The 26701-nt window shown below is 69.6% G+C and carries 22 protein-coding genes and 1 pseudogene; 6 read left to right on the top strand and 17 right to left on the bottom strand.

The window, feature by feature from the left end; genetic code table 11:
* Positions 1 to 54: 54 nt before the first annotated feature.
* The 3 genes from ABFY20_RS07730 to dapE form a co-directional block, all read right to left on the bottom strand.
* A complete protein-coding gene (locus ABFY20_RS07730; protein WP_022897336.1) occupies positions 55 to 228 on the bottom strand; it encodes a DUF3117 domain-containing protein in 174 nt (57 codons plus the stop codon).
* A 71-nt stretch (positions 229 to 299) separates the two neighbouring features.
* Positions 300 to 1571, bottom strand: a complete 1272-nt coding sequence (locus ABFY20_RS07725; protein WP_368499356.1) for a mannosyltransferase family protein — start codon at positions 1569 to 1571, stop codon at positions 300 to 302.
* A 19-nt stretch (positions 1572 to 1590) separates the two neighbouring features.
* Positions 1591 to 2691 (bottom strand): succinyl-diaminopimelate desuccinylase, encoded by a 1101-nt coding sequence (gene dapE / locus ABFY20_RS07720; RefSeq protein WP_368499355.1) that lies wholly within the window; start codon positions 2689 to 2691, stop codon positions 1591 to 1593.
* Positions 2692 to 2734: 43 nt separating this feature from the next.
* On the opposite strand from dapE, the gene dapD reads away from it, so the two are divergent.
* The gene (gene dapD / locus ABFY20_RS07715) at positions 2735 to 3700 is read left to right on the top strand and encodes a 2,3,4,5-tetrahydropyridine-2,6-dicarboxylate N-succinyltransferase (protein WP_368499354.1); all 966 of its coding nucleotides are present in this window, start codon (positions 2735 to 2737) and stop codon (positions 3698 to 3700) included.
* Positions 3701 to 4004: 304 nt separating this feature from the next.
* On the opposite strand, the gene ABFY20_RS07710 is transcribed toward dapD, so the two are convergent.
* The 5 genes from ABFY20_RS07710 to ABFY20_RS07690 form a co-directional block, all read right to left on the bottom strand.
* Positions 4005 to 5009, bottom strand: coding sequence for a hypothetical protein (locus ABFY20_RS07710; protein ID WP_368499353.1), 1005 nt, complete (start codon positions 5007 to 5009; stop codon positions 4005 to 4007).
* A gap of 166 nt (positions 5010 to 5175) precedes the next feature.
* Positions 5176 to 6429, bottom strand: a complete 1254-nt coding sequence (locus tag ABFY20_RS07705; protein ID WP_253743855.1) for a citrate synthase — start codon at positions 6427 to 6429, stop codon at positions 5176 to 5178.
* A 220-nt stretch (positions 6430 to 6649) separates the two neighbouring features.
* Positions 6650 to 7765, bottom strand: coding sequence for a succinyldiaminopimelate transaminase (gene dapC / locus ABFY20_RS07700; protein ID WP_368499352.1), 1116 nt, complete (start codon positions 7763 to 7765; stop codon positions 6650 to 6652).
* A 13-nt stretch (positions 7766 to 7778) separates the two neighbouring features.
* Positions 7779 to 8099, bottom strand: a complete 321-nt coding sequence (fdxA, locus tag ABFY20_RS07695; protein ID WP_368499351.1) for a ferredoxin — start codon at positions 8097 to 8099, stop codon at positions 7779 to 7781.
* 20 nt (positions 8100 to 8119) lie between these two features.
* On the bottom strand, positions 8120 to 8554 hold the full coding sequence (locus ABFY20_RS07690; protein WP_368499350.1) for a DUF6113 family protein: 435 nt from the start codon (positions 8552 to 8554) through the stop codon (positions 8120 to 8122).
* Between the two features lie 158 nt (positions 8555 to 8712).
* Between ABFY20_RS07690 and efeU the strand changes: the two genes are divergently transcribed.
* The 4 genes from efeU (at position 8713) to ABFY20_RS07670 (ending at position 13688) form a co-directional block, all read left to right on the top strand.
* Entirely contained in the window at positions 8713 to 9579 is an 867-nt protein-coding gene (gene efeU, locus ABFY20_RS07685) for an iron uptake transporter permease EfeU (protein ID WP_368499349.1), read from the top strand.
* Between the two features lie 61 nt (positions 9580 to 9640).
* The gene (efeO, locus tag ABFY20_RS07680) at positions 9641 to 10834 is read left to right on the top strand and encodes an iron uptake system protein EfeO (protein WP_368499750.1); all 1194 of its coding nucleotides are present in this window, start codon (positions 9641 to 9643) and stop codon (positions 10832 to 10834) included.
* A gap of 16 nt (positions 10835 to 10850) precedes the next feature.
* Positions 10851 to 12197, top strand: coding sequence for an iron uptake transporter deferrochelatase/peroxidase subunit (gene efeB, locus ABFY20_RS07675; RefSeq protein ID WP_368499348.1), 1347 nt, complete (start codon positions 10851 to 10853; stop codon positions 12195 to 12197).
* Positions 12198 to 12302: 105 nt separating this feature from the next.
* Positions 12303 to 13688 carry an MFS transporter gene (locus ABFY20_RS07670; RefSeq protein ID WP_368499347.1) on the top strand — a complete coding sequence of 462 codons (1386 nt, stop codon included), beginning with the start codon at positions 12303 to 12305 and terminating at the stop codon, positions 13686 to 13688.
* Here the strand turns inward: ABFY20_RS07670 and ABFY20_RS07665 are convergent.
* The 6 genes and pseudogenes from ABFY20_RS07665 to ABFY20_RS07640 all read right to left on the bottom strand — a co-directional run bounded on the left by ABFY20_RS07665 (position 13658) and on the right by ABFY20_RS07640 (position 21512).
* Entirely contained in the window at positions 13658 to 14128 is a 471-nt protein-coding gene (locus ABFY20_RS07665) for a hypothetical protein (protein ID WP_368499346.1), read from the bottom strand. The two genes, ABFY20_RS07670 and ABFY20_RS07665, sit on opposite strands and share 31 nt — an antisense overlap.
* A 56-nt stretch (positions 14129 to 14184) precedes the next feature.
* Positions 14185 to 16091, bottom strand: a pseudogene (typA, locus tag ABFY20_RS07660) (translational GTPase TypA).
* Between the two features lie 96 nt (positions 16092 to 16187).
* Positions 16188 to 17933 carry a dipeptide ABC transporter ATP-binding protein gene (locus ABFY20_RS07655; protein ID WP_368499345.1) on the bottom strand — a complete coding sequence of 582 codons (1746 nt, stop codon included), beginning with the start codon at positions 17931 to 17933 and terminating at the stop codon, positions 16188 to 16190.
* Positions 17930 to 18883 carry an ABC transporter permease gene (locus ABFY20_RS07650; RefSeq protein WP_368499344.1) on the bottom strand — a complete coding sequence of 318 codons (954 nt, stop codon included), beginning with the start codon at positions 18881 to 18883 and terminating at the stop codon, positions 17930 to 17932. The genes ABFY20_RS07655 and ABFY20_RS07650 overlap by 4 nt, the downstream gene beginning before the upstream one ends.
* Positions 18873 to 19802: an ABC transporter permease gene (locus ABFY20_RS07645; protein ID WP_368499343.1), complete on the bottom strand. Its 930-nt coding sequence runs from the start codon at positions 19800 to 19802 to the stop codon at positions 18873 to 18875. The genes ABFY20_RS07650 and ABFY20_RS07645 overlap by 11 nt, the downstream gene beginning before the upstream one ends.
* Before the next feature lie 102 nt (positions 19803 to 19904).
* Positions 19905 to 21512 (bottom strand): ABC transporter substrate-binding protein, encoded by a 1608-nt coding sequence (locus ABFY20_RS07640; protein WP_368499342.1) that lies wholly within the window; start codon positions 21510 to 21512, stop codon positions 19905 to 19907.
* A 204-nt stretch (positions 21513 to 21716) separates the two neighbouring features.
* Between ABFY20_RS07640 and ABFY20_RS07635 the strand changes: the two genes are divergently transcribed.
* Positions 21717 to 22493, top strand: a complete 777-nt coding sequence (locus ABFY20_RS07635; RefSeq protein WP_368499341.1) for a CPBP family intramembrane glutamic endopeptidase — start codon at positions 21717 to 21719, stop codon at positions 22491 to 22493.
* Positions 22494 to 22501: 8 nt separating this feature from the next.
* On the opposite strand, the gene ABFY20_RS07630 is transcribed toward ABFY20_RS07635, so the two are convergent.
* The 3 genes from ABFY20_RS07630 to gcvH form a co-directional block, all read right to left on the bottom strand.
* Positions 22502 to 23359: a pentapeptide repeat-containing protein gene (locus ABFY20_RS07630; RefSeq protein WP_368499340.1), complete on the bottom strand. Its 858-nt coding sequence runs from the start codon at positions 23357 to 23359 to the stop codon at positions 22502 to 22504.
* Positions 23360 to 23432: 73 nt separating this feature from the next.
* Positions 23433 to 26321 (bottom strand): aminomethyl-transferring glycine dehydrogenase, encoded by a 2889-nt coding sequence (gene gcvP, locus ABFY20_RS07625; protein ID WP_368499339.1) that lies wholly within the window; start codon positions 26319 to 26321, stop codon positions 23433 to 23435.
* An 8-nt stretch (positions 26322 to 26329) separates the two neighbouring features.
* Positions 26330 to 26701 (bottom strand): glycine cleavage system protein GcvH, encoded by a 372-nt coding sequence (gene gcvH / locus ABFY20_RS07620; protein WP_171705210.1) that lies wholly within the window; start codon positions 26699 to 26701, stop codon positions 26330 to 26332.

Raw genomic sequence — 26701 nt, 5'->3', positions numbered from 1 at the left:
CCGGGGCGGGGCCTTCGCTCGTGCAGGGCGCCTGAGCGCCGTGCGCCAGGGGCGCTACGCGGGATTGACCACGCCGGCGAGAGCGTCGTGCAGCTCCTTCGCCTCCGCGTCGTTGACGGAGACGACGAGGCGACCCCCGCCCTCCAGCGGTACCCGAACGATGATGAGGCGTCCTTCTTTCACTGCCTCCATCGGTCCGTCTCCGGTCCTGGGTTTCATGGCGGCCATTCGGCTCCCCTTTCGTGGTGTCGGTTACCATTATCGCCGAATCGCGACAACTGACGAAACTCACGCACCGGTCACGGCGGTGTCCAGTCGCGGCCGTCGACCCCCCAGCCGATCGCCATCCACCCCACCTGCCCGGCGATGCACACGACGACGAGCGCCACCCGGTACACCGGCGAACGCGGCAGGGCGAGCGCGCCGAGCGCCGGGAACAGCGGCATCAGCAGCCGGAACGTGCTCGACTGCGGGAAGAACACGGCGAGCAGGTAGAGCGCGTAGCTCGCGAGCCACAGCCTCAGGTCGACGCCCAGCCGCTTCACCACGGGCGTGAACAGGAACGCGGCGAACCCCGCGATGAGGAGCACCACCACGACGGCGCCGAGCGGCGCCCCCAGCCACCAGTTGCCGCCCTGGAACCAGGCCGTGAAGGGCACGAGCTCGCCGTAGCCGATGTACGACGCGCGCCAGGCGAGCTCGGTGTCGGTGTAGGCGGTGAGCTCGCCCGTGACGAGCCAGGCGATGCCGGGCCAGGCGAGCCCCATGAGCCCGCTGAACACGGCGAGCGCCACCGTCGTCACGCGCTCCCTCACCGGGAACGGGTCGCGGCGCCGCGTGAGGTACCGGTGCACGACGTGCAGGCCGACGAACAGCGCGAAGGCGAGGCCGGTCGGCCGCGTGAGCGCCATCACCACCACCACCGGGAACACCCAGGCGTAGCGCCTCGTCACCATGAGGTAGAGCGCGGTGACGAGCAGCAGCAGGCCCATCGCCTCCGCGTAGGCGAACTGCAGCAGCGGCGACAGCGGTGCGACGCAGAACAGCACCACGCTGAACAGCGCCGCCCCGTCGTCGTGCAGCACGTGCTTCATGAGGCGGTGGAACACCAGCGCCGCGCCGAGCGAGCAGGCGATCGACACCACGACCGCGATGAGTTCCCAGCTCGAACCGGTCGCCCAGCGGAGCACGCTGACGAGGAAGGGGTACCCCGGCATGAACGCCCAGGCGTTCTCGCCGATGTGCCCGTCGGCGTTGACCGGCAGCTGAGACGGGTAGCCGTAGAACGAGATGATCTTGTACCAGTTGCCGTCCCAGATGGCGGCGTAGCTGAGGTACGGCGGGTTCGCACCCGTCCAGGCGTTCGGGCCCTGCGCCCGGGCGAAGAGCAGGGCGATCACCGTCGTGATCACCCGCGAGAGCGCGAACACCACGAGCACCTGCGCCCAGCCCGGTACCCGGCTGAGCAGAGCGGATGCGCGACCCGGCCCGGTCACCCGGCCGCGACCGGCTGCGGGGCCCGGTCGCCCGTTGGGGGCGGCGGCATCCGTCGACGCAGTCGTCTCGCTCACCTCGCGCTCGCCCGCGGGCTCAGCTGGCGCCGGTGAGCCAGGCCCGCAGGCCCGCCTCGCACGACTCGATCTGGCTCACCCGCACCCGCTCGTCGTCGGCGTGCGCCTTGAGCGGGTCGCCCGGGCCGTAGTTCACGGCGGGAACGCCCATCGCCGAGAAGCGGGCGACGTCTGTCCACCCGTACTTGGGCTTCGCCTCGCCGCCCACCGCGGCGAGGAAGCGCTGCGCGAGCGGGGCGTCGAGGCCGGGGCGGGCGCCGACGGCGAGGTCGACGATGCGCACCTCGTAGTCGCCGAACAGCTCCTCGATGTGCGCCACCGCCTCCTCGCCCGAGCGGCTCGGCGCGAAGCGGTAGTTCACGTGCACCATCACCTCGTCGGGGATGACGTTGCCCGCGACTCCCCCGCTGACGCCCACGGCGTTCAGCCCCTCGCGGTACACGAGCCCGTCGACCTCGACCTGGCGCGGCTCGTAGGCGGCGAGCCGGTCGAGGATGGGTGCCGCCTTGTGGATGGCGTTGTCGCCCACCCAGCTGCGGGCCGAGTGAGCCCGCAGGCCGTAAGCACGGATCTCGGCGCGCAGGTTGCCGTTGCAGCCGCCCTCGATCTGCGAGTTCGACGGCTCGCCGAGGATGGCGAAGTCACCCGCGAAGAGGTCGGGGCGGTTCGCAGCGAGGCGGGTGAGGCCGTTGAGCTCGTTCGAGACCTCTTCGTGGTCGTACCACATCCAGGTGATGTCGACGACGGGGTCGGTGAGCTCAGCGGCGAGCTTCAGCTGCACCGCCACCCCCGCCTTCATGTCGACGGTGCCGCGACCCCAGAGGTACTCCTCGCCGTCGAGCGTCTCGTACCGGGTCGGCAGGTTCGCGTTGAGGGGCACCGTGTCGATGTGCCCGGCGATCACCACGCGCTGCTCGCGGCCGAGGTTCGTGCGGGCGACGATGGTGTCGCCGTCGCGGAACACCTCGAGATGCGGCGCCTGCTCGGCGAGCGCGGCGACGATCGCGTCGGCGAGCAGCGCCTCGTCGCCCGACACCGACTCGACGTCGCAGATCTGCTGGGTGAGCACCGTGGAGTTCTCGGTCAGGTCGAGAACCGGATGCGCGGGGTCGAAGGCCATTGCCCAAGTCTAGAGGCGGGCCGCATCTCGCTACGCTGGAGTCATGCCCGCAGACGAACTCGCCACAGCATCCGCCACCCACGCCTGGGGTCACGGTCTGCAGACCGTCGCCGCCGACGGCACGGTGCTCGACACCTGGTACCCGGCTCCCGCACTCGGCGAGCTGCCCGCCGACGCCGTCGCTCCCGAGGAGCTGCAGGCTCACGCGGTACCGGATGCGCGGCGGGCCGTCACGGTCGAGGTCACCACGGTGGGCATCGAGCTCGCCGCGCCGCCCGCGTCGACCCCCGACGCGTACCTGCGCCTGCACCTGCTGTCGCACCTGTTGGTGGCGCCGAACGGGCTCAACCTCGACGGCATCTTCGCTCACCTCCCGATCGCGGTGTTCACGAACGCCGGCCCCGTGCATCCTGACGACTTCGATCGTCTGCGTCCGTCGCTGCAGCGGGCGGGCATCCAGGCCTACGGCATCGACAAGTTCCCGCGGCTGCTCGACTACGTCACGCCCGCGAAGGTGCGCATCGCCGATGCGTCGCGCGTGCGGCTCGGCGCGCATCTCGCGCCCGGCACCACGGTCATGCACGAGGGCTTCGTGAACTTCAATGCCGGCACCACGGGCGCCTCGATGGTGGAGGGCCGCATCTCGCAGGGGGTCGTGGTGGGAGACGGCTCCGACATCGGTGGCGGGGCCTCCATCATGGGAACGCTCTCGGGCGGCGGAACGCAGCGCGTCTCGATCGGGCGCCGGTCGCTGCTCGGCGCGAACGCGGGCATCGGCATCTCGATCGGCGACGACTCCGTGGTCGAGGCCGGGCTCTACGTCACGGCGGGCACCAAGATCGTGCTCATCGACGGATCGGGCTCCGACGACGAGAACCGCATCGTCAAGGCGTTGGAGCTCTCCGGTGTGCCGAACCTCCTCTTCCGCCGCAACTCCCTCACCGGCGCCGTCGAGGCCGTCGCCCGCACCGGCACCGGCATCACCCTCAACCCCACCCTCCACGCCTAGCCCCCGCGCGTGCCGCGCCGCCCCGCGCCCCGCATCGCACCCTCGCCGAGAGAGCGCAAACCGCCCCCTCCCGACGCCTGAGGCGGCACTTCGCGCCCTCTCGCCCCGGGTCCGGCACCCCACTCACCCGCCACGCGCACCTCGCACCCGCCGAAAGAGCGCAACACGCCGCCTCTCGGGGCACGAGGCGGCACGTCGCGCCCTCTCGCGTGATGAGCGACGGGCCCTGGAGAGGTGGGCGGATGCACGCACCACGACACGGGCGGGCTTGCCTTCAACCGCGCCACCCTCAACCGCGCCACCCTCAACCGCGCCACCCGCGGGCGCGCAGAGCGCGAGCAGCACGTGTGGGGGCGGAGCGCGGGCCCACCCGGGGCGACTCCTTGGTCTCGCGGATGAGCACCCATCCTGCACGCTGCAGAGCTTCGTGGCGCTCGATGTCGCGGTAGAACTGGCGGGCGTCGGTGCGGTGCTGCTCACCCTCGTACTCGACCAACACCTTGAATTCGGGATAGACGAGATCGCCGAACGCGATGAACGCGCCGCGCGACGACCGGATCGCGGCGTTGAGTACGGGCTCGGGCAGCCCCCACCGCACGAGATTGAGCCTGAGGCGCGTCTCGCGTGCCGACTCGGCGCCGTCACGTATCCACGGCAGCGCTTCGACAGCGAGCCGTCTACCCCGCCCCGAGAACGCCGACACGCGCCGACGAAGCTCCTCCACCGTCGTGTACGGTCTCTCCGCTCCAGGCGTCGCCCGCCGCGGCGTGAGCACGAGGTGGTCGCCCGCCGCCACGAGTTCGTCGAAGCGCGATGTCGCCGCGAGCTGGAGCCAGACAGTGGCAGGGTCGACGACGGGCAGCTCCTGCCTCAGGAGGATGAACACTGCCGGGTCGGACAGCACATGGCCGGTCACTCCTGCACACCGCGGTCGCGGCCCGCCGTGCAGGGCCGAAACGTGCAGCGCCCGCTGCCCGTCGGGACGAGCGTCGCCACGTTCGCGGTCGGGGGCGACCTTGGAGCCGGCCGCACCGCCCCGCCGATGTCCGTCGAGGGGAACGCCCCAGAGCGCAGCCGCCGTCTCGTGGCTGAACGCTTGCGCGGGCTTCATCCGCACCGCGTACGCCCGACAGACCGCGAGCAGCCCGTTGTCGGCAGCACCTCGCCGCCTGCGCACGCCGTGGAACGGCCGGTCGAGGTCACCCGCGCGCATCCGTCGCTTCGACAGCCCCGCCTGCGCCCCACGGCCCACGGAGAACGCGACACCCTCGAGATCAAGGGGTAACGGGCGGGCGGGGACGGGCGACATGCGCCCATGCTGCGCGCCCACGACCCCACACCCCCGACCCCCCCGAACCTGTGGACGCATCCCGCACCCCCGCGCCCCTGTGCAGAACGTCGAGAGAACGCAAAGTGCCCCCTCCCGGGCGGGGAGGCGGCACTTTGGGCACTCTCGGTGAGAGAGGGGGCGGGCCCTAGGGCAGGTCGCGGGAGGGGGAGCCCAAGTAGAGCTGCTGGGGGCGGCCGATCTTGGTCTGGGGGTCGGTGGCCATCTCGCGCCAGTGGGCGATCCAGCCGGGGAGCCGACCGATGGCGAAGAGCACCGTGAACATGCGGGTGGGGAAGCCCATGGCCTTGTAGATGACGCCGGTGTAGAAGTCGACGTTCGGGTAGAGGCGACGCGAGATGAAGTAGTCGTCGTTCAGGGCGACCTGCTCGAGCTCCTTCGCGATGTCGAGCAGCGGGTCTTTGACGCCGAGCGCCTCGAGCACCTCGTCGGCGCTCTCCTTCACGAGCTTGGCGCGCGGGTCGTAGTTCTTGTAGACGCGGTGGCCGAAGCCCATGAGACGGATGCCCGCCTCCTTGTTCTTCACCCGCTCGACGAACTTGTCCACGCCCTCACCCGAGTCGCGGATCTGCGCCAGCATCGACAGCACCGCCTCGTTCGCCCCACCGTGCAGCGGCCCGAAGAGCGCGTTGATGCCTGCCGAGATCGACGCGAACATGTTCGCCTCGGTGGAGCCGACGAGCCGCACGGTCGAGGTCGACGCGTTCTGCTCGTGGTCTTCGTGCAGGATGAGCAGGCGCTCGAGCGCCTTCGACAGCACCGGGTCGATCTCGTAGGGCTCGGCCATTGTGCCGAAGTTCAGGCGCAGGAAGTTGTCGACGAACGACAGCGAGTTGTCGGGGTAGAGGAAGGCCTGCCCGATGCTCTTCTTGTGCGCGTAGGCCGCCATCACCGGCAGCTTCGCGAGCAGGCGGATCGTCGAGATCTCGACGTGCTCGGGGTTCCGCGGGTCCATCGAGTCCTGGTAGTAGGTCGACAGGGCCGAGACGCCCGACGAGAGCACCGACATGGGGTGCGCGTTGTGCGGCAGGGCGTCGAAGAAACGCTTGAGGTCTTCGTGCAGCAGGGTGTGGTGACGGATGCGGTCGTCGAAGTCGCTCAGTTCAGAGGGCGTCGGCAGCTCGCCGTAGATGAGCAGCCACGCCACCTCGAGGTAGGTGAGCTTCGTCGCCACCTGCTCGATGGGGTACCCGCGATAGCGGAGGATTCCGGCGTCGCCGTCGATGTACGTGATCGCCGACTTGGTGGCTGCGGTGTTGACGAAGCCGTAATCGAGCGCCGTGAGGCCCGTCTGCTTGGTGAGGGTGGAGAGGTCGATCGACGACGCCCCATCGACCGAGGGCAGGAGCGGGAACTCCGCGGTGCCGCCCGGGTGGTTCAGCGTGACCGTTCCGGGCCCCTCGGCAGAGCCGGTTTCTGCCTTCGCGGTGTGATCGACGTCCGTCACGGCGCCTCCTCGAGATGATCTGCAAGCGTTGTCGTCAGCGGGCGCCGCAGCGAGTTCGTGACCGTGACTGCGCTGACCCTCATACAGCCTAATGTCACCGGAACCCTACTGTTGCATTCACCCAGAGTGGGCGGTGAACCTTGGAGGAACTCTCCTACACGCTGCGGTAGCCGCCGAGCCGGGAGGCGGCAGCGGCGATGCGCTCGTCGTGGGCGGTGAGGGAGAACCGCACGTGCTGCGGGTAGTGCTCCCCGTAGAACGGCCCCGGCCCCGCGACGATGCCGATCTCGGACAGGGCCCGGATGCTCTCCCACGAGTCACGCCCCTCCGTCGCCCAGAGGTAGAGCCCGGCCTCGCTGCGGTCGATGCGGAACCCCGCTGATTCGAGCGCCGGTTTCAGCACGGCGCGCCTGGCCCGGTAGAGCTCTTTCTGCGCCGCGACGTGCTCGTCGTCGCCGAGCGCAACGGTCATGGCGGCCTGCACGGGTGCGGGCGGCATCATCCCCGCGTGCTTGCGCACGGTGAGCAGTCGGGCGATGAGCGCCGGGTCTCCGACCGCGAACGCCGCCCGGTACCCCGCGAGGTTCGACTGCTTGCTGAGGGAGTACGCGGCGAGCACCCCGCTCGGGTCTCCCCCGGTGACGCGCGGGTCTAGCACGCTGGGCACCGGGGTCGACGCCCACTCGCCCTCCCAGCCGAGCTCGGCATAGCACTCGTCGCCCACCACGACCGCACCGAGTTCGCGGGCCCGTCGGACGGCGGCGGCGAGCTCGTCGACGCCGAGCACGCGACCGTCGGGATTGCCCGGGCTGTTCAGCCACACCAGACGCGTCGTCTCGGGCCACGAGGCCGGGTCGTCGGCGGCGACGGCCGTGGCACCGGCGATGGTGGCCCCCATCTCGTAGGTGGGGTAGGCGGCGAGCGGATGCACGACCACGTCGCCCTCGCCGAGGCCGAGCATGAACGGCAGCCAGGCCACGAACTCCTTCGAGCCGATGGTGGGGAGCACCATCTCGGCGGTGAGCCCGGTGACTCCGCGTCGCCTTGCGTACCACTCGACGACCGCCTCGCGGAGCGCCGGCGTGCCCGCGGTCTGCGGGTAGGCGTGGGCGTCGGTCGCCTCGGCGAGCGCCGCGCGCACCACCTCGGGGGTCGGGTCGACCGGCGACCCGATGGAGAGGTCGACGATGCCGCCGGGGTGGGCGCGAGCCCGCTCGACGAACGGGGTCATCGCGTCCCACGGGTAGTCGGGCAGGGCGCCTAGAGCCACCGGTGCGGGCCGCTCAGTGCTCTTGCGGCGGGAGTGCGGCGATCACGGGGTGGTCGTGCTTGATGACGCCCACCTTCGCGGCGCCGCCCGGCGAACCGATCTCGTCGAAGAACTCGACGTTCGCCTTGTAGTAGTCGCCCCACTCGTCGGGCAGGTCGTCTTCGTAGTAGATGGCCTCGACGGGGCAGACGGGCTCGCAGGCACCGCAGTCGACGCATTCGTCGGGGTGGATGTAGAGCGAACGCTCGCCTTCGTAGATGCAGTCGACGGGGCACTCGTCGATACACGCGCGGTCTTTGACATCCACGCACGGGAGGGCGATGACATAGGTCACAGTGGTTCAGATCCCTTCGATTACCCGAGCTTCAAGTCTAGGGCGTCGGAACCGGTGGTCGGCACCGCGGACTCCCGCGGTTCACGCGGCTTCACGCGCGGCCAGGCCAGGACGACGACCGCCACGAGGGTCGAGCCGATGAGCCAGGCGAGGCCGAGCGGACTGTCGGGGATGAGCACCGAGCCGCCCGGGCTCGGCAGCGCGAGAAGAGCGACCATGCAGATCGAGCCGATGGCGGCGGCGAGCGCCGCGAACCGCGTGGGCGCCGCCAGGCGGAGGCCGATGAGGAGGAGCGCTAGTGCGGGAAGCGCGACGATGAGCCCCACCGGCAGGTCGAACAGCCCGAACACGCTCACCGAGATCTGGTGCACGATCGTGCCCAGCACGCCGAACAGCAGGCCGAGGAACAGCGAGGCCCCGATGGCGAGGAGGCGGGTGGTTCGTGCAGGATTCACGCGATCAGCGTACGGCCGCGTGCCGCGAACATCCTGAACCCGGCGGATCTGTGGACAGATCGGCGCGTGCGCTCCGGAGTGGACAAACCACCGGCGGAGGTCTAGCCTCAATCTTTGGTAAGGCAACCCTTACCGCTTTCCTGTGAAGAACGGTGCCCGTGTTCGCCAACTTCTTGATCGGCCTGCGTGAAGGCCTCGAGGCCGCATTGGTGGTCGGCATCCTCATCGCCTATGTGAGGAAGCTCGGTCGCCACGACGTGCTCGCCCGCCTCTGGATGGGCGTCGGCCTCGCCGTCCTCGTCGCCCTCACCCTCGGCGCGGTGCTCACCTTCGGCGCCTACGGGCTGAGCTTCGAGGCGCAGGAGGCGATCGGCGGCTCGCTCTCGATCATCGCCACGGGCTTCGTGACCTGGATGGTGTTCTGGATGCTCCGCACCAGCCAGAACCTCAAGGGAACCCTCCACGACGACATCGACAAGGCGCTCGTCGGCGCCGGGTGGGGACTCGTGCTGGTCGCCTTCCTCGCGGTGGGCCGCGAAGGCATCGAGACGGCGCTGTTCATCTGGGCTGCGGTGCAGGCCACCGGCGAGACGACCCTGCCCATCCTGGGTGCCGCCCTCGGCATCGCCGCCGCCGTCGTGCTCGGCTACCTCATCTACCGCGGGCTCGTGCGGATCAACCTCTCGACGTTCTTCGCCTGGTCGGGCGGGTTCCTCATCCTGGTCGCCGCCGGCGTGCTCTCGTACGGGGTGCACGACCTGCAGGAGGCGGGGATCCTGCCGGGCCTCAACAACCTCGCCTTCGACGTGAGCGGCGTCATCCCGCCCGCGAGCTGGTACGGCACCCTGTTGAAGGGCACCGTCAACTTCTCCCCCGCCACCACGTGGCTCGAGCTCGCCGTCTGGCTCGCCTACTTCGTTCCCACCATGCTGCTCTTCCTCCGCGCCGTGCGCCGGGGGCCGAAGAAGGTGGCCACCACAGCACCGGCCGCAGCAGCAGCAGCAGCACCCACCCGCACCGCCTGACCTCTCCCCGATCACCAGAACAGGAGCTCCTGTGAGACTCACCCCCGCCACGAAGCACGCGATGCCCGTGAAGCCCGCACTCCTCACCGCGTCTGCGGCCCTCGCCCTCCTCGCCCTCTCCGGCTGCGTGCCCAACAGCCCCGCCTCCGCGGGCGACGGAGCCGCGGCCGGTGCGATCACCGTCGACAGCTCGTCCGACGCGTGCACCGTGAGCGCGTCGAGCGCCACGAGCGGCACGCTCACCTTCTCGGTCACGAACTCCGGCGACCAGGTGACCGAGTTCTACCTGCTCGCCGACGACGGCCTGCGCATCGTGGGCGAGGTCGAGAACGTCGGCCCCGGCATCTCCCGCGACCTCGTGGTGCAGGCGCAGCCGGGCGACTACTTCACGGTCTGCAAGCCGGGCATGGTGGGCGACGGCATCGGCAAGGCCGCGTTCACGGTCTCGGGCGACAAGGTCGAGCTGGCCGGCGACCTGCAGGACCAGGTCGACGCCGCAGCACTCAACTACGTCGCCTACGTCAAAGACCAGGTGGCCCAGCTCGTGGTGGGCACCACGACCTTCACCGACGCCTACCTGGCGGGCGACGACCAGAAGGCCCGCGACCTCTACGCCGTCACCCGCGCGAATTACGAGCGCATCGAGCCCGTCGCCGAGTCGTTCGGCGACCTCGACCCGGCCATCGACTTCCGTGAGGCGGATGTGGCCGACGGCGAGGAGTGGACCGGCTGGCACCGCATCGAGAAAGACCTCTTCCCGCCGACCGCGGCCGAGAACGGCGGTGTCGAGTACACACCGCTCACCCCGGAGGAGCGCGCCACCTACGCGGACAAGCTCGTCGCCGACACCCAGCTGCTCGCCGACGCCGTGAACGACCCCGGCTACACGGTGTCGATCGACGCCATCTCGAATGGCGCGATCGGCCTCCTCGAGGAGGTCGCCTCGGGCAAGATCACGGGCGAGGAGGAGATCTGGTCGCACACCGACCTGTGGGACTTCCAGGCCAACCTCGAGGGCGCCCGCGTCGCCTACGAGGGTGTGCGCGACATCGTCGAGACCAAGGACCCGGAGCTCGTCACCACCATCGACGAGCGCTTCGCCTCGCTCGAGAAGACGCTCGCCGGGTACGGCAGCCTCGACACCGGGTTCACGTACTACGACGAGCTCACCCCCGACCAGGTCAAGCAGCTCGCCGACGGCGTCTCGGCGCTGAGCGAGCCGCTCAGCCGCCTCACGGCGACGCTGGTCGGCTGAGCCCTACCCTGATTCCATGACCGATCACGACGAACCCGCCCAGGCGAAGCCCGGCATCTCCCGCAGGGGGCTGCTCGGCCTCGTCGGGGCGGGTGTCGCCGGGGTCGGCGTGGGGGTCGCCGCCGATCGCTTCGCGGCACCGGCGATCGCCCAGGCGGCCTCGGCCGCCTTCGGCGCGGGCGAGGGCGCAGGCACCGGCCCCGGCGGCAGCGGCATCGCCTCCGGCACCGTCTACCCTTTCTACGCCGAGCACCAGTCGGGCATCGTCTCCCCCGCCCAAGACCGGCTGCACTTCGCCGCCTTCGACGTCGCCTCCGATCTCACCCGCGACGACCTCGTCGAGCTCCTGAAAGACTGGAGCGCCGCCGCCGCGCTCATGACCGCGGGCGACCCGGTCGGCGTCTACGGCGCGGTGAACGGCCCCTACGACGCCCCGCCCGACGACACCGGCGAGGCGCTCGGGCTGCCCGCCGCCGGCCTCACCATCACCTTCGGCTTCGGCCCCACGCTGTTCACCGCTGCCGACGGCACCGACCGCTTCGGCATCGCCGACCGGCGCCCCGCGGCGCTGGTCGACCTGCCGCACTTCCCGGCCGACATGCTGAGCGAGACGCTCACGGGCGGCGACCTCTGCATCCAGGCCTGCAGCGACGACCCCCAGGTCGCGGTGCACGCCATCCGCAACCTCTCCCGCATCGCCTTCGGGCGGGCGGCGATCCGCTGGTCGCAGCTCGGCTTCGGCCGCACCAGCTCCACCACCACCGCCCAGGCGACGCCCCGCAACCTGTTCGGCTTCAAGGACGGCACCGCGAACGTCAAGGCGGAGCAGACGGATGTCGTCGACCAGCAGGTGTGGGCCTCCGCAGACGACGGCGCCGACTGGATGGCGGGCGGCTCCTACCTCGTCGCCCGCAAGATCCGCATGACCATCGAGACCTGGGACCGCACCTCGCTTCGCGAGCAGGAGGCGATCGTCGGCCGCACGAAGGGCGAGGGCGCGCCCTACTCGGGCGGCACCGAGTTCTCCGAGCCCGACTTCGAGGCGACCGGGCGCGGCGGTGAGCCGCTCATCGCCGCGGATTCGCACGTGAGGCTGGCGCATCCGACCCAGAACGCGGGCGCCCAGCTGCTGCGCCGCGGCTACAACTTCGTCGACGGCAACGACGAGCTCGGCAGGCTGAACGCGGGCCTCTTCTTCATCGCCTTCCAGCGCGACCCGCGCACGCAGTTCATCCCGATCCAGATGAACCTCGCGAAGAACGACGCCATGAACGAGTACGTCAGGCACGTCGGCTCGGGCATCTTCGCGGTGCCGCCCGGCGCCTCGGAGGGCGGCTACGTCGGCGAGACGCTGTTCGGCTGAGCCGAGGCGCGCCGCGCCGCTGAGCCGAGCCGCACCGCGCCGCGCCGCGCGGCTGAGCCGAGGCGCGCCGCGCCGCTCGGCACCCCACCCGCTACGGTCGTAGTCGTGACTGTTCGCGAGGGACCGATGTCGGCCCGCTACCGGCTCATCACCCTGGGTTCGGTGGTGCTGGTGTTCGTCGCCGCGTTCGAGAACCTCGCCGTCACCACCGTGATGCCGGTCGTGAGCGACGAGCTCGACGGCGCGACCCTCTACGCCGTCGCGTTCGCAGCCCCGCTCGCGGCGTCGGTCGTCGGCATGGTGGTCGCGGGCATCCTGTGCGATCGCGGCAGCCCGCGCCTACCGCTCGTCGTCTCGATCGCGCTCTTCGTCGCCGGGCTCGTGCTGGCCGGAACCGCCGTCTCGATGCCGATGCTCGTGCTCGCACGGCTCGTGCAGGGCCTGGGCTCAGGGGGCACCATCGTCGCCCTCTACGTCATCATCGCGCGGGTCTACCCGGCACCGCTGCAGGCACGCATGTTCGGCCTGTTCTCGGCGGCGTGGGTCATTCCGGCGCTCGTCGGCCCGTTCGTGGCGGGCGTGGTGGGCGAGACGTTCGGCTGGCGCTGGGTGTTCCTCGGCGTGGTGGCGCTGGTGCTGCCCGCCGCGTTCCTGGTGCTCCCGGCCGTGCGCAGCCTCCGCTCGGGGCCCGCGACCGAGACCTCGGCCGTCGTCGGCGCCCCGTGGCCCGTGGCGCGCGTGATGTGGGCGGTGCTGCTGGCCGTCGCCATCCTCACCCTCAGCGTGGCCGCCGAGTTCGAGCTGGCGCTCACCGTCGTGGTGGCGCTCGTCTCCCTCGCCGTCGCGGTGGTGGTGCTGCGCCCCCTGGTTCCGCGCGGCGTGCTGACGGCCCGGCCGGGACTGCCGAGCATCGTCACGACGCGGCTCCTGCTCGCCGCCGGCTTCTTCGCCGTCGAGACCTACCTGCCCTACCTGCTCACCGCGCAGTACGGCCTCAGCCCTGCGTTCGCGGGCCTCACCCTCACCGCGAGCGGCATCGCCTGGGGTGCGGCGTCGATCCTGCAGAGTCGCGCGGGGGGCCGCCTCGCCGAGGGCAGCGGCGTTCCGCTCGGCGCGTGGATCACCGTGGCGGCGATCGCCCTCGTCGTCGTGTCCGCGGTGCTGCACCTGCCCGCGGCCGTCGTCATCGTGGGCTGGGCGCTCTCGGGCGCGGGCATGGGCCTGGCCTACCCGCGGCTCTCGGCCCTGCTGCTCGCCCGGTCGGCACCCGCCGAGCAGGGCTTCAACAGCGCCGCACTGACCATCGCCGACGGAGCGGGCCCGGCCGCCTCGCTCGCCGTGGCGGGCATCCTGTTCCACAGCGTGCCCGCGCCGGAGCCGGGCTCGTTCCTGGCCGTCTTCCTTCTCGGGCTCGGCCTGATGGTCGCCGCGGCCGTGGTGGGGCCGCGGGTGCGCGAGCGCTACTCGGCGGAGTTGGCCGACACGATGTAAGTGGCGGTCACCTGGCCCGAACCGTCGTCGGCGACCGTGACGAGCACGCCGTAGTTCGCGCCCTGGTACATGCCGGTGCCCGTGCCGTCGGAGAACCCGGAGAACTGCGACTCGAAGCCCGCGGCCACGAGCTGGTCGTTGATCGAGGTGAAGGACGCCTCGGGGTCGGCGACCTTGACGATGACGGTCCACCCGCCGTCGCCGTCGGCGACCCCCACGCCCATGCCTCCCACGATCTCGCCGTCGTAGAGCGGCACCTCGGTGGGGAACCCGTCGGGCAGCCCGCCGTCGGAGTTGAGGTCGACGTCGCCGCCGCCGGCCTGCTCGACGGCGCCCTCGACGATCTGCTCGACCGGGTTGCCGATGCAGCCCGCGAGCGCCGGGGTGAGAAGGATCGCAAACGCGACCGCGAGAGCGGCCGACCTGGTCGTGTGCCTCATGGCCACGATTCTCCCAGCTCGGCCGCTCTCGGCGCTACAGCGATCGGATGCGCGTGCTACTGGTTCGCGCGCTTGAGGTTCGCGGTGCGGCGGGCACGCGCGTTCTGATCGAGCTCCACCTTGCGGATGCGCACCATCTCGGGCGTCACCTCGACGCACTCGTCTTCGCGGGCGAACTCGAGGCACTCCTCGAGCGAGAGCTGCCGCGAGGGCGTCATCGACTCGAAGTTGTCGGCGGTCGACTGACGCATGTTGGTCAGCTTCTTCTCTTTCGTGATGTTCACGTCCATGTCGTCGGCACGCGAGTTCTCGCCGATCACCATGCCCTCGTAGACCTCCTCGGTGGGGTTGACGAAGAAGGTCATGCGCTCCTGCAGCGCGATGATGGCGAACGGCGTGACGACACCGGCACGGTCGGCGACGATGGAGCCGTTGTTGCGGGTGACGATGGCACCCGCCCACTCGCCGTAGCCGTGCGAGATCGCGTTGGCGATGCCGGTGCCGCGGGTGATGGTGAGGAACTCGGTGCGGAAGCCGATGAGACCGCGCGACGGCACGATGAACTCCATGCGCACCCAGCCGGTGCCGTGGTTCGACATGCCCTCCATACGGCCCTTGCGCGCCGCGAGCAGCTGCGTGATGGCGCCGAGGTACTCCTCGGGGGCGTCGATCGTGAGGTGCTCGTAGGGCTCGTGGGTCTTGCCGTCGACCTGCTTCGTGACCACCTGGGGCTTGCCCACCGTGAGCTCGTAGCCCTCGCGGCGCATGTTCTCGACGAGGATGGCGAGCGCGAGCTCGCCGCGGCCCTGCACCTCCCAGGCGTCGGGCTTTCCGATGTCGACGACGCGGAGCGACACATTGCCGATGAGCTCGCGGTCGAGGCGGTCTTTCACCATGCGCGGGTGAGCTTGTGACCCTTCACCTTGCCGACCAGGGGCGAGGTGTTGGTGCCGATGGTCATCGAGATGGCGGGGTCGTCGACGACGATCGCCGGCAGCGGCCGCACGTCGTCGGGGTCGGCGATGGTCTCGCCGATGGTGATGTTCTCGATGCCCGCGATGGCGACGATGTCGCCGGGGCCCGCCGACTCGGCGGGCACACGGGTGAGGGCGACGGTCTTCAGCAGCTCGGTGATGCGCTGGTTCTGCACCGTGCCGTCGTGCTGCACCCAGGCCACCTGCTGGCCCTTCTTGATGGTGCCGTTGAAGACCCGCAGGAGCGCCAGACGACCGAGGAAGGGCGAGGAGTCGAGGTTCGTGACGTGGGCCTGCAGCGGCGCCTCGTCGTCGTAGGTGGGGGCCGGGATGTGCTCGAGGATGGCCCCGAACAGCGGCTCGAGGTCGTCGTTGTCGGGCAGCGAGCCGTTCTCCGGCTTGTTCAGCGACGCGGCGCCGTTTCGGCCGGAGGCGTAGACGACCGGCACGTCGAGGATGGCGTCGAGGTCGAGGTCGGGAACGTCGTCGGCCATGTCGGATGCGAGGCCGAGCAGCAGGTCCTGCGACTCGCCCACGACCTCGTCGATGCGCGCATCCGGGCGGTCGGTCTTGTTGACCAGCAGGATGACGGGGAGCTTCGCCTCGAGCGCCTTGCGCAGCACGAAGCGGGTCTGAGGCAGCGGGCCCTCGGAGGCGTCGACGAGCAGCACCACGCCGTCGACCATCGAGAGGCCGCGCTCGACCTCGCCGCCGAAGTCGGCGTGGCCGGGGGTGTCGATCACGTTGATGGTGATCGGCTTGCCGCCGGCGTGCACGCCGTTGTATGAGATCGCCGTGTTCTTGGCGAGGATCGTGATGCCCTTCTCACGCTCGAGGTCGTTCGAGTCCATCATGCGGTCGTCGGCGTCGAAGTGCGCGTCGAAGGAGTTGGTCTGCGTGAGCATGGCGTCGACCAGTGTGGTCTTGCCGTGGTCGACGTGGGCGACGATCGCGACGTTGCGCAGGTCATCGCGGGTGGCTTGTGCCATGGGAGTTCCTCAGGATTCATGAACCCGGAACGATGGCACAGCCACCCAGACGGGCTCGCAGGAGCGGGGTTGGAGTGGGCTTCGTGGCCCGGAACGCTAAACGCCCAGGGTGATTCCAGCGCCCGGGATGGCGTTCAGCAACTCCTTAGTGTACTGCTCCTGCGGGCTGTCGAAGACCTCGTCGGTCGAGGCGGCCTCCACGATCCTGCCCTTCTGCATCACGCAGACGTTGTCGGCGATGACGCGCACCACCGCGAGATCGTGCGTGATGAAGAGGTAGGTGAGCTCCAGTTCCGACTGCAGGTCGGCGAGGAGTTTCAGGATCTGCGCCTGCACCAGCACGTCGAGCGCCGAGACAGCCTCGTCGAGAACGACGATGTCGGGCTTCAGCGCGAGGGCTCGCGCGATGGCCACGCGCTGGCGCTGGCCACCCGACAGCTCGTTCGGGTAGCGGGCGATGAGCGTCTGCGGCAGGGCCACCTGGTCGAGGAGCTCCAGCACGCGCTCACGGCGCGCGGTGCGGTCGCCCACACCGTGCACCTGCAGCGGTTCGGCGATGGTGTTGCCGATGTTGCGCAGCGGGTCGAGCGAACCGTACGGGTCTTGGAACACCGGCTGCATGCGGCGACGCAGGTCGAGCAGTGCCCGGCCCTTAAGCGGCGCCACATCGGTGCCGTCGATGAGGATGGAGCCGCTCGTCGGGTCTTCGAGCTTCAGGATCATCTTCGCCACGGTCGACTTGCCCGAGCCCGACTCCCCCACGATCGCCGTGGTGGTGCCCTTCTCGACGGCGAAGTTCACGTGATCGGCGGCGGTGAGCTCGCTCGCCGCCCCCTTCTTCTGCCCGCGGATCTTGTAGACCTTGGTGAGGTCGCGCACCACGATGGCGTCGGGCCGCTTCACGGCCGGCTGGTGCTCGACCCGCTCCTCGGCGGCGGCGATGAGGTCGATGCCCGAGGTGACCGAGGTCGGCGCGTAGTCGAGGTCGCTCAGCGTGTGCGACTCCGACTGCAACGTCGCGGTCTGGATGCGGCGAGAGGCGAGGCTCGGTGCCGCGGCGACGAGACGCTGCGTGTACGGGTGCACCGGGTTCTGCAGGATCTCCTTCGACGGGCCCGCCTCGACGATGCGGCCCTTGTACATCACCACGAGCTGCTCGGCGCGCTCAGCGGCGAGTCCCAGGTCGTGGGTGATGAACAGCACGGCGGTGCCGGAGTCGCGGGTGAGCGTCTCGAGGTGGTCGAGGATGCGCCGCTGCACGGTGACGTCGAGGGCGGAGGTCGGCTCGTCGGCGATGAGGAGCTTGGGACGGCTGGAGAGTCCGATGCCGATGAGCACGCGCTGCCGCATACCGCCGGAGAACTGATGGGGGAACTGCTTCAGTCGCTTGTCGGCATCCTGCAGCCCCGCCTCACGGAGCACCTGGATGGCGTGCTGGCGCACCGCCTTCTTGCCCGAGGCGATGCCGTTGGCGCGGATGGTCTCCTCGACCTGGAACCCGACGCTCCACACTGGGTTGAGGTTCGACATCGGGTCTTGCGGCACGAAGCCGATCTGTCGACCGCGCACCTCTTCCATCTTCTTCTCGGAGTAGGAGGTGAGCTCCTGCCCGTCGAACATGATCGACCCGCCGGTGATGCGCCCCGCACCCGGGAGCAGGTTGATGATGGCGTGCGCCGTCGTGCTCTTGCCCGAGCCCGACTCCCCCACGATGGCCAGGGTCTGGCCGGGCATCAGGGTGAGGTCGACACCGCGCACCGCGGGAACGATGCCGCTCGTGCTCTGGAACCCGACCTCGAGGTCTTTGATCTCGAGCAGCGGTTTCTGGGTGGGGTCGCTCATCGCTGGGCCCTCGCCTTCGGGTCGAGGGCGTCTCTGATGACCTCGCCCATCATGATGAAGGCGAGGACGGTCACGGAGAGCGCGATGGACGGATAGATGAGCGTCTGCGGGGCCGTGCGCAGGTCGACCTGGGCGGCCGAGATGTCGTTGCCCCACGACATGGTGGAGTTCGGGAGTCCGACGCCGAGGAACGACAGGGTCGCCTCGGCGACGATCGCGGCACCGAGCGAGATCGTGGTCACCACGATCACCGGCGCGATCGAGTTCGGCAGCACGTGCCGCAGCAGGATCTTGAAGTTCGACACACCGAGGGCGCGGGCGGCCATCACGTAGTCGGACTGCTTCACCCGGAGGATCTCGGCCCTCAGCACGCGAGCGGTGGCCGGCCAGGCGAAGATGCCGATGGCCAGGGAGATGACGAACACGTTCCGGTAGGCCGAGAACACCGACATGATGACCACGGCGGCGAGGATGTAGGGGATCGAGAAGAAGATGTCGCCCGCGCGGGAGAGCACCGAGTCGACCCAGCCGCCGTAGAAGCCGGCGAAGGCACCGAACAGGATGCCGAGCACCGTCGTGAGCACCACCACGATGATTCCCACCGAGAGCGAGGTCGAGGTGCCGTGCACGATGCGCGAGAACACGTCGCAGCCCTGCTTGTTGAAGCCGAGGATGTTGGCTGCCGTCGGCGCCCCGTTGCTCTGGGAGAGCACGCACTCGCGCGGATCGACCTGCGTGAACAGCGTCGGGAAGAGCGCGACGATCACGACCAGCAGGATGAACGCCGCCGAGATCCAGAACATCGGGCGGCGGCGCATGTCGCGCCAGGCGTCGATCCAGAGGTTCGACTTGCGCTCTCCGACGTTGACGGCGTCGACGGCGACGAGAGGGGTCTCCTCGAGCGGGGCGACGAAGTGGCCGGGGGTTGGGGCCGGGGTGTTATTTGACATAGCGGATCCTCGGGTCGAGAAGGCCGTAGAGGAGGTCGACGACGAGGTTGACCACCAGGTAGATGAGCACCATCACGGTCACGAAGGACACGACCGTGGGTCCTTCGCCGCGGATGATGGCCTGATAGAGCGTGCGCCCGACGCCGGGCACGTTGAAGATGCCCTCCGTCACCGTCGCGCCCACGAGCAGCACGCCGAAGTCGGTGGCCGCGTAGGTGACCACCGGGATGAGGGAGTTCCGCAGGATGTGCACCGGGATGATGCGGCGTCGGCTGAGACCCTTCGAGTAGGCGGTGCGCACGAAGTCGAGGCCCTGGGTCTCGATGACGGATGCGCGGGTGAGCCTGATGAGTTGGGCGAAGGTGATCGAGGCCAGCACGAAGGCCGGGAGTATCAGGTCTTGGATCGGCGCTCCGGTGGACACCGTCGTCCTCACCCAGCCGAGCTGGATGCCGAACACGTACTGACCGACGAAGGCGATGACGAAGATGGGGAGCGAGATGAAGATCAGGCTGATGACGAGCGCCGATGCATCGAACAGCTTGCCTTTACGGAGGCCGGAGATGAGACCGATCAGCACGCCGCCGACGAACTCGATGATGAGCGCCATGATGGCCAGCCGGATCGTGACCGGGAAGGTGCGGGCGAGGATCGCCGAGACCGGTTCACCCGAGAACGAGGTGCCGAAGTCTCCGCGGAAGATCCCGCCGAGGTAGAGGAAGTATTGCACGATGAACGGCTGGTCGAGGTGGTATTCCTCGCGGAGCCGTTCGAGAAGTGCCGGGTTCGGGGTCTTGTCCCCGAACAGGGCGAGCAACGGGTCGCCCGGCATGGCGAACACCATGAAGTAGATGAGGAAGGTCGTGCCCAGCAGGACGGGGATCGCCTGCAGAAGACGCCTGAGGATGTAACCGGCCACGAATCAGACCGTACCAATCAAGCTCGGGGGCGGGAAGCCACGGGATCAGGAACATGAAGTGGGGGCGGCGGCACATGGCCGCCGCCCCCACAGGAGCGGGTGTTACTCCTTGGTGATCTCGTAGTAGAGCGGCACCGAGTTCCAGCCGAACTCCACGTTCTGCACGTTCTCGCCGTAACCACCGGTCACGTTCGAGTACCACAGCGGGATGGCGGGCAGGTCCTTCAGGAGGATCTCCTGGGCCTTCTGGAAGTCCTCGTTCGCGGTGGCGGAGTCAGCCGTCGACGAACCCTCCTGCAGCAGCTTGTCGAAGTCGGGGTTCGAGTAGTCGCCGTCGTTCGAGGATGCGTTGGTGGCGTACAGCGGGCCGAGGAAGTTGAACAGACCCGGGTAGTCGGCCTGCCATCCGGTGCGGAACGCGGTCTGGATGGAGCGGTCGGTGATCGCGGTGCGCGCCTCGGCGAAGGTCGGGTACGGAGCACCCGACGCGTCGATGCCGAGCGTGTTCTTGATGCTGTTCGACACGGCGTCGACCCACTCCGCGTGCCCGCCGTCGGCGTTGTACGCGATCTGGAACGAGCCCGACCAGGGCGAGATGGCGTCGGCCTGGGCCCACAGCTTCTTGGCCTCGTCGGCGTCGTACTTCAGCACGTCGGCGCCCTCGAGCGAGTCGCTCCAGCCGTCGATCACCGGGGAGGTGAAGTCGCTGGCGGGGGTGCGGGTGTTCTCGAAGATGATGTCGGTGATCTCGTCGCGGTTGATCGCCATCGACAGAGCGGCGCGGCGGAGCTTGCCCTCTTCGTCGTTGCCGAAGTGCGCGAGGCGCTCCGGGATGGTGAACGACTGGAAGATCGCGGCGGGCTGGTTGACAGCGCGGTCGCCGAGGTCGTTCTCGAAGGTCGCGAAGGCGCTGGCCGGCACGGCGTCGAGCACGTCGAGGTTGCCACCGAGGAGGTCGGCGTAGGCCGCGTCTTCAGAGGCGTAGAAGACGATGGTCAGACCACCGTTGGCAGCCTTGCGGCCGCCCTGGTAGTCCTCGTTCACGACCAGGTCGATCTTCTCGTTGTGAGCCCAGGCGGTGTCGGAGGCCAGCTTGTACGGGCCGTTGCCGACGGGGTTCTGACCGAACGCGTCCATGTCCTCGAAGGCCGAGGCGGGCAGCGGGTAGAACGCCGAGTAGCCGAGCCGCAGCGGGAAGTCGGAGCGCGCTTCCTTCAGGGTCACGGTGAAGGTGAGGTCGTCGACGACCTCGAGGCCGGTGAGGGGGCTGTCCTCGTCGTAGCTGAAGCCCTCGATGTCTTCGAAGAAGTAGCTGTTCAGCTGCTCGTTCGACAGGAGAGCGCCGTACTGCCAGGCGTCGACGAAGCTCTTCGCGTCGACGGGCTCGCCGTTGGTGAACTTCTGGTCGGGCTTGACCTTGATGGTGAAGGTCTTCGAGTCGTCGGTCTCGATCGACTCGGCCATGTCGAGCTGGGGGGCGCCGGAGGCGTCGTAGTACTCCAGGCCCGCGAAGATCGAGTCGAGGATCTTGCCGCCACCGGTCTCGTTGGTGTTGGTGGGGATCAGGGGGTTCTGCGGCTCGGAGCCGTTCGCCGTGATGACCGCTGCGCTGTCGCCGGACGAGCTGTCGGTGCTGCCGCTGGCGCAACCGGACAGGGCGAGCGCACTCGCGGCGATCAGCGCGATCGCGCCGATGCCATACCGTCTCATTTTCAATTTTCCTCCTGTGCAGAATGGGTTGGCCGCAGGACCCTTCGTGAGGGGCGAGACCTAAGGAAGTACCCTAAGTGGGGGGCACCCCCGCTGCAAACCACGGGGAAAAAAGTTACAGACTAGAAACTAATTCTTGGGATTCTTTGTGCCGATCCCACAGATGACGTGAGAATCTGGCGTCTTACGCAAGAAAGTGGAGCGATGTCCCGAGCCCTCGACTGGACCGCACTCCGGCGCCGCCGGCTGGGCACCGAGATCGCCATCGTGCTCGCCGTCTCGCTCGGCGCATCCGCCGTCTACTCGGTGGTGAGCCTCGTGGCCAAACTCACCAAGGGCACCGCCCTGGCCGACCAATCGACGACCCTGAACGGGGCGCTCAGCGACCGGCAGTGGCTCGATGTGACCTACCAGTTGCTCGCCATCGCCTTCGACCTCGCCCCGGTCGCCCTCGCCCTGTACCTGCTCGCCATCTCGGGAGCGAATCCGTTCCGGCGTGTCGGCCTCGACTTCCGGCAGCCGCTGCGCGACCTCGGGCGCGGCTGGCTGCTGGTGCTCGTCGTCGGCGTGCCCGGCATCGTGCTCTACGCGGTGTGGCGGCTGCTCGGCCAGAGTGCCGCGGTGATCGCCTCGCCCCTCGACGCCCACTGGTACACCATCCCCATCCTGGTGCTCTCTGCCCTCCGGGCGGCCCTGCAGGAGGAGGTGATCGTCGTCGGTTACCTCTTCACCCGGCTCAGGCAGCTCGGCTGGCAGAAGTGGTGGATCATCCTCGCCGCGGCGGCACTGCGCGGCAGCTACCACCTCTACCAGGGGCCGGGTCCGTTCGTCGGCAACTTCCTGATGGGCGTGATCTTCGGCTGGTGCTACTGGCGCTGGGGCCGGGTGATGCCGCTCGTCGTCGCCCACTGGATCATGGACATCGTCTCGTTCGTGGGCTTCCCCGTGGCTGTCGCCTGGTTCCCCGACCTGTTCGGCTGACTCGCGGCTCAGGCCGCTCGACGGCCCCTCGGCGAACTGCCCGATTCCCGGCCGCGCGATCGACGTCCCGACCCGCCTCCGCCCGATCCGCGGTTCGCGAACACGAATGCGGCGATGCCGAGCACGAGCAGCAGCCCGCCCCCGATGAACCCGATCACCATCGCGACGTTGAGCTCGTCGTCGTCGCCCGCCGCCGGCGTGCTGGGCGGGTCGGTGAACAGCGGCTCGCTCGTGACAGGCGTGGCGGGCGGAGCCACCTCGATGGCGACGAGGGCCGTCGCGGTGCCGGTGAACGACGACGAGATGGTGCACACCATGTTCGACGTGCCGACGGGGAAGGCCTGACCCGACTCGACGGGGGTGCCCACGATCGTGCAGCCGTCGAGGGTGAGCCCGGCCGGGGTGACGGGCTCGATGGCGACGGTGGCCGTGCCCGAAGCATCCGCCTCGGCCTGGAGGGTGGCGGGGAGGATGCTCGAACCGGTGAAGTCGGCACCCACGATGCGCGCACCGGTGAAGTCGGCCCCGGTGAGATCGGCACCGGTGAACACGGCTCCCTGCACGTCGCCGTCGACGAACGACGCGCCGGTGAGGTTCGCCCCCCGGAAGTCGGCCTCCCCGAACCGGGTGCCGCTCAGGTCGACACCGGCGCACTGCGCCCCGCCGCCTCCCCCGTCGGTCGTCGGCAGCACGACGCACGCGCCGTCGTCGAACAGCGGATCGGCGACGACGGCCGCAGGAGCGGCCTCCGCAGCACGGGCGGGCACCGCCGCGCCCGCTCCCGCGAGCGCCATCGTCGCCCCGAAGCCCGCCACCAGCCCCGTCAGGAGCAGAGAACGGATGCGGGCGACCGGCTCGACAGGCATGGTGCGACCCTACCAGCGGGGTCCACGGGGTTCTCCGTGCCGCAGACCCCTTGACCGGAGGGCCGGGTCATCCCTACTCGAAAGCCTCCGGCGGTGGGCAGGCGCAGACCAGGTTGCGGTCTCCGTAGGCTTGGTCGATGCGCCGCACCGGCGGCCAGTACTTGCCGCGCACGAGCGACTTCACGGGATACACCGCCCGTTCGCGGTCGTACGGGTGGCTCCACTCGCCCTCCACCACCGAGCGGGCGGTGTGGGGGGCGTTCCGCAGCGGGTTGTCGTCGGCGGGCCACACCCCCGCGGCGACGGCGTCGATCTCGGCCTTGATGCCGATCATCGCGTCGATGAAGCGGTCGATCTCGGCGAGGTCTTCGCTCTCGGTGGGCTCCACCATGAGCGTTCCCGCCACCGGGAAGCTCATGGTCGGCGCGTGGAAGCCGTAGTCGACGAGCCGTTTGGCGACGTCGTCGACGCTCACCCCCGTGCTCTGCGTGATGCCGCGCAGGTCGAGGATGCACTCGTGGGCCACGAGACCGTTCTCGCCGGTGTAGAGCACCGGGTAGTGGGGCGCGAGCCGGGCGGCGACGTAGTTCGCGGCCAGCACCGCCGACGCGGTGGCCTCGGCGAGCCCCTCGAGGCCCATCATGCGCACGTAGGCCCAACTGATGGGAAGGATGCTCGGGCTCCCGTACGGCGCGGCCGAGACGGCGCCCCCTCCGTGCACGACGCTCGAGCCGTCGACCATCAGGTGCTCGGCCTCCTGGGCGAAGATATGCCCCGGGAGGAATGGAGCCAGGTGCGCTTTCGCCGCCACCGGCCCGACTCCGGGGCCGCCGCCGCCGTGCGGGATGCAGAAGGTCTTGTGCAGGTTGAGGTGCGAGACGTCGCCGCCGAAGTCGCCGAATCGGGCGAAGCCCAGGAGCGCGTTGAGGTTGGCGCCGTCGACGTAGACCTGCCCGCCCGCCTCGTGCACGCGCGCGCAGATCTCGACGACGTCGTGCTCGTACACCCCGTGGGTGGACGGGTAGGTGATCATGAGGGCGGCGAGCTGCTCGGCGTGGGCCTCGATCTTCGCGCGCAGGTCGTCGAGGTCGACGTTGCCGAGCTCGTCGCAGGCCACCACGACCACCCGCATGCCCGCGAGCACCGCCGATGCCGCGTTGGTGCCGTGGGCGCTCGACGGGATGAGGCACACGGCGCGTTCGAGGTCGCCGCGTGAGCGGTGGTAGCCGCGGATGGCGAGGAGTCCCGCCAGCTCGCCCTGGCTGCCGGCGTTCGGCTGCAACGACACCGAGTCGTACCCCGTCACGTCGGCGAGCCACCGCTCGAGCTGGGCGATGAGTTCGAGGTAGCCCTGCGCATCCGTCTTCGGGGCGAACGGATGCACGCCCGCGAACTCCCGCCACGTCACGGCCTCCATCTCGGAGGCGGCGTTGAGCTTCATGGTGCACGAACCGAGCGGGATCATGCCGCGGTCGAGCGCGTAGTCGGCGTCGGCCAGCCGCTTGAGGTAGCGCATCATCGCCGTCTCGGAGCGGTGGCTGGAGAACACCTCGTGCCCGAGGAAGGCGCTCGTGCGCTCGAGGCCCGCCGGGAGCGACGGCGCGGTCTCGTCTCCCGCGTCACCCGTGGTGACGTCGAAGACCCGCAGTAGCTCGAGCAGCTCGGGGTCGCCCGTGGTCTCGTCGACCGAGACGGCGACCGTGTCGTCGTCGACGAAGCGCAGCAGGATGCCCCGGGAGTGCGCGTGCTGCACGAGACGCGCCGCACGCTCGGGCACCGACACCTCGAGCGTGTCGAAGAACTCGGTGTGCCGCAGACGGTGACCGGAGGCCACGAGCCGCGAGCCCAGGGTGCGGGCGGCGCGGTTGACCTCGCGCGCGATCGCGGTGAGCCCCTCCGGCCCGTGATAGACCGCGTACATCGCGGCCATCACGGCGAGAAGCACCTGGGCGGTGCAGATGTTCGACGTCGCCTTCTCGCGCCTGATGTGCTGCTCGCGCGCCTGGAGGCTGAGCCGGTAGGCCGGATGCCCGTCGGCGTCGACGCTCACCCCCACCAATCGGCCGGGGAGCTGCCGCTCGAGTCCGGCGCGTACCGCCAGGTAGCCGGCGTGCGGGCCGCCGAAACCCATCGGCACGCCGAAGCGCTGACTGGTGCCGACCACGACGTCCGCGCCGAGTTCCCCGGGCGGCGTCAGCAGCGTCAGCGCGAGCAGGTCGGCGGCCACGACGGCGATGCCGCCCTGCGCCTTCACGGCGGCGATGACGGCCGAAGGGTCGGCGACCCGGCCCGAGGCGCCCGGGTACTGCACGAACACGCCGAAGGCGTCGCCGAGAGCCGCTGGGGCCCCCGCGACCTCCGACGCCTCCGCATGAAGCGGCAGCACGTCGATCTCGATGCCGACGGCCTCGGCCCGCGAGCGGAACAGCGAGATCGTCTGCGGGAAGGCGTCGGCGTCGACGACGAAGCGGTTCGATGCCGACTTGCCGGCGCGGCGCGCCAGCAGCATCGCCTCGACGGCGGCTGTCGACTCGTCGAGCATCGAGGCGTTCGCGGTCGCCATGCCGGTGAGGTCGGTGACCATGGTCTGGAAGGTGATGAGCGCCTCGAGGCGCCCCTGCGAGATCTCCGGCTGGTACGGCGTGTAGGCGGTGTACCAGCTCGGGTTCTCGAGCACGTTGCGGGTGATGACCGCGGGCGTGATGGTGTCGTAGTAGCCGAGCCCGAGGTACGAGGTGGCGACCGTGTTGCGCGCGGCGAGGGCGCGGAGCTCCGCCACGGCCTCCCGCTCGGTGGCGGCCGGGGGCACCAGCGAGTCGTGCAGGGTGCGGTCGAAGGCGATCGAGCCGGGTACGGCGGCGGCCATCAGCTCGGCGAGGCTGCCGTAGCCCACGGTCTCCAGCATGTGGGATCGCGCAGCAGCATCAGTTCCGATGTGGCGGCGGGCGAAGACGTCGGTCATCGGTGCGGTCACTCCCCCGTCAGAGCCGCGTACTCGGCTGCCGAGAGCAGGGCGGGGAGCTCGGTGAACTCCACCTTGAGCAGCCAGCCGGCGCCGAACGGGTCGTCGTTCACGAGCTCGGGGCTGTCTTCGACGGCGGAGTTCTTCTCCACGACGGTGCCGTCGACGGGCGCGAACAGCTCGCCGACCGACTTCGTCGACTCGATCTCGCCCACCACCGAACCGCCCGCGACCTCGGTTCCGGCGTCGGGCAGGTCGAGGTAGACGATGTCGCCCAGCTGGGCCGCGGCATAGGCGGTGATTCCGATCGTGGCGACGGAGCCGTCGACCTTCACCCACTCGTGCTCGGCGGTGTAGCGCAGTTCTTCGTGGTCGGCCAT

This window comes from Herbiconiux sp. A18JL235 (assembly GCF_040939305.1).
GTDB lineage: Bacteria > Actinomycetota > Actinomycetes > Actinomycetales > Microbacteriaceae > Herbiconiux.
This window is presented reverse-complemented; position numbering and strand designations above follow the sequence as displayed.

Coding starts and splice junctions, on each gene's coding strand:
- gcvH (WP_171705210.1), bottom strand. CDS start 26,701: ATGGCCGACCACGAAGAACTGCGCTACACCGCCGAGCACGAGTGGGTG.
- dapD (WP_368499354.1), top strand. CDS start 2,735: ATGCCCGCAGACGAACTCGCCACAGCATCCGCCACCCACGCCTGGGGT.
- ABFY20_RS07650 (WP_368499344.1), bottom strand. CDS start 18,883: ATGTCAAATAACACCCCGGCCCCAACCCCCGGCCACTTCGTCGCCCCG.
- ABFY20_RS07640 (WP_368499342.1), bottom strand. CDS start 21,512: ATGAGACGGTATGGCATCGGCGCGATCGCGCTGATCGCCGCGAGTGCG.
- ABFY20_RS07655 (WP_368499345.1), bottom strand. CDS start 17,933: ATGAGCGACCCCACCCAGAAACCGCTGCTCGAGATCAAAGACCTCGAG.
- ABFY20_RS07635 (WP_368499341.1), top strand. CDS start 21,717: ATGTCCCGAGCCCTCGACTGGACCGCACTCCGGCGCCGCCGGCTGGGC.
- ABFY20_RS07630 (WP_368499340.1), bottom strand. CDS start 23,359: ATGCCTGTCGAGCCGGTCGCCCGCATCCGTTCTCTGCTCCTGACGGGG.
- efeB (WP_368499348.1), top strand. CDS start 10,851: ATGACCGATCACGACGAACCCGCCCAGGCGAAGCCCGGCATCTCCCGC.
- ABFY20_RS07665 (WP_368499346.1), bottom strand. CDS start 14,128: ATGAGGCACACGACCAGGTCGGCCGCTCTCGCGGTCGCGTTTGCGATC.
- dapE (WP_368499355.1), bottom strand. CDS start 2,691: ATGGCCTTCGACCCCGCGCATCCGGTTCTCGACCTGACCGAGAACTCC.
- efeO (WP_368499750.1), top strand. CDS start 9,641: ATGCCCGTGAAGCCCGCACTCCTCACCGCGTCTGCGGCCCTCGCCCTC.
- ABFY20_RS07730 (WP_022897336.1), bottom strand. CDS start 228: ATGGCCGCCATGAAACCCAGGACCGGAGACGGACCGATGGAGGCAGTG.
- ABFY20_RS07710 (WP_368499353.1), bottom strand. CDS start 5,009: ATGTCGCCCGTCCCCGCCCGCCCGTTACCCCTTGATCTCGAGGGTGTC.
- gcvP (WP_368499339.1), bottom strand. CDS start 26,321: ATGACCGACGTCTTCGCCCGCCGCCACATCGGAACTGATGCTGCTGCG.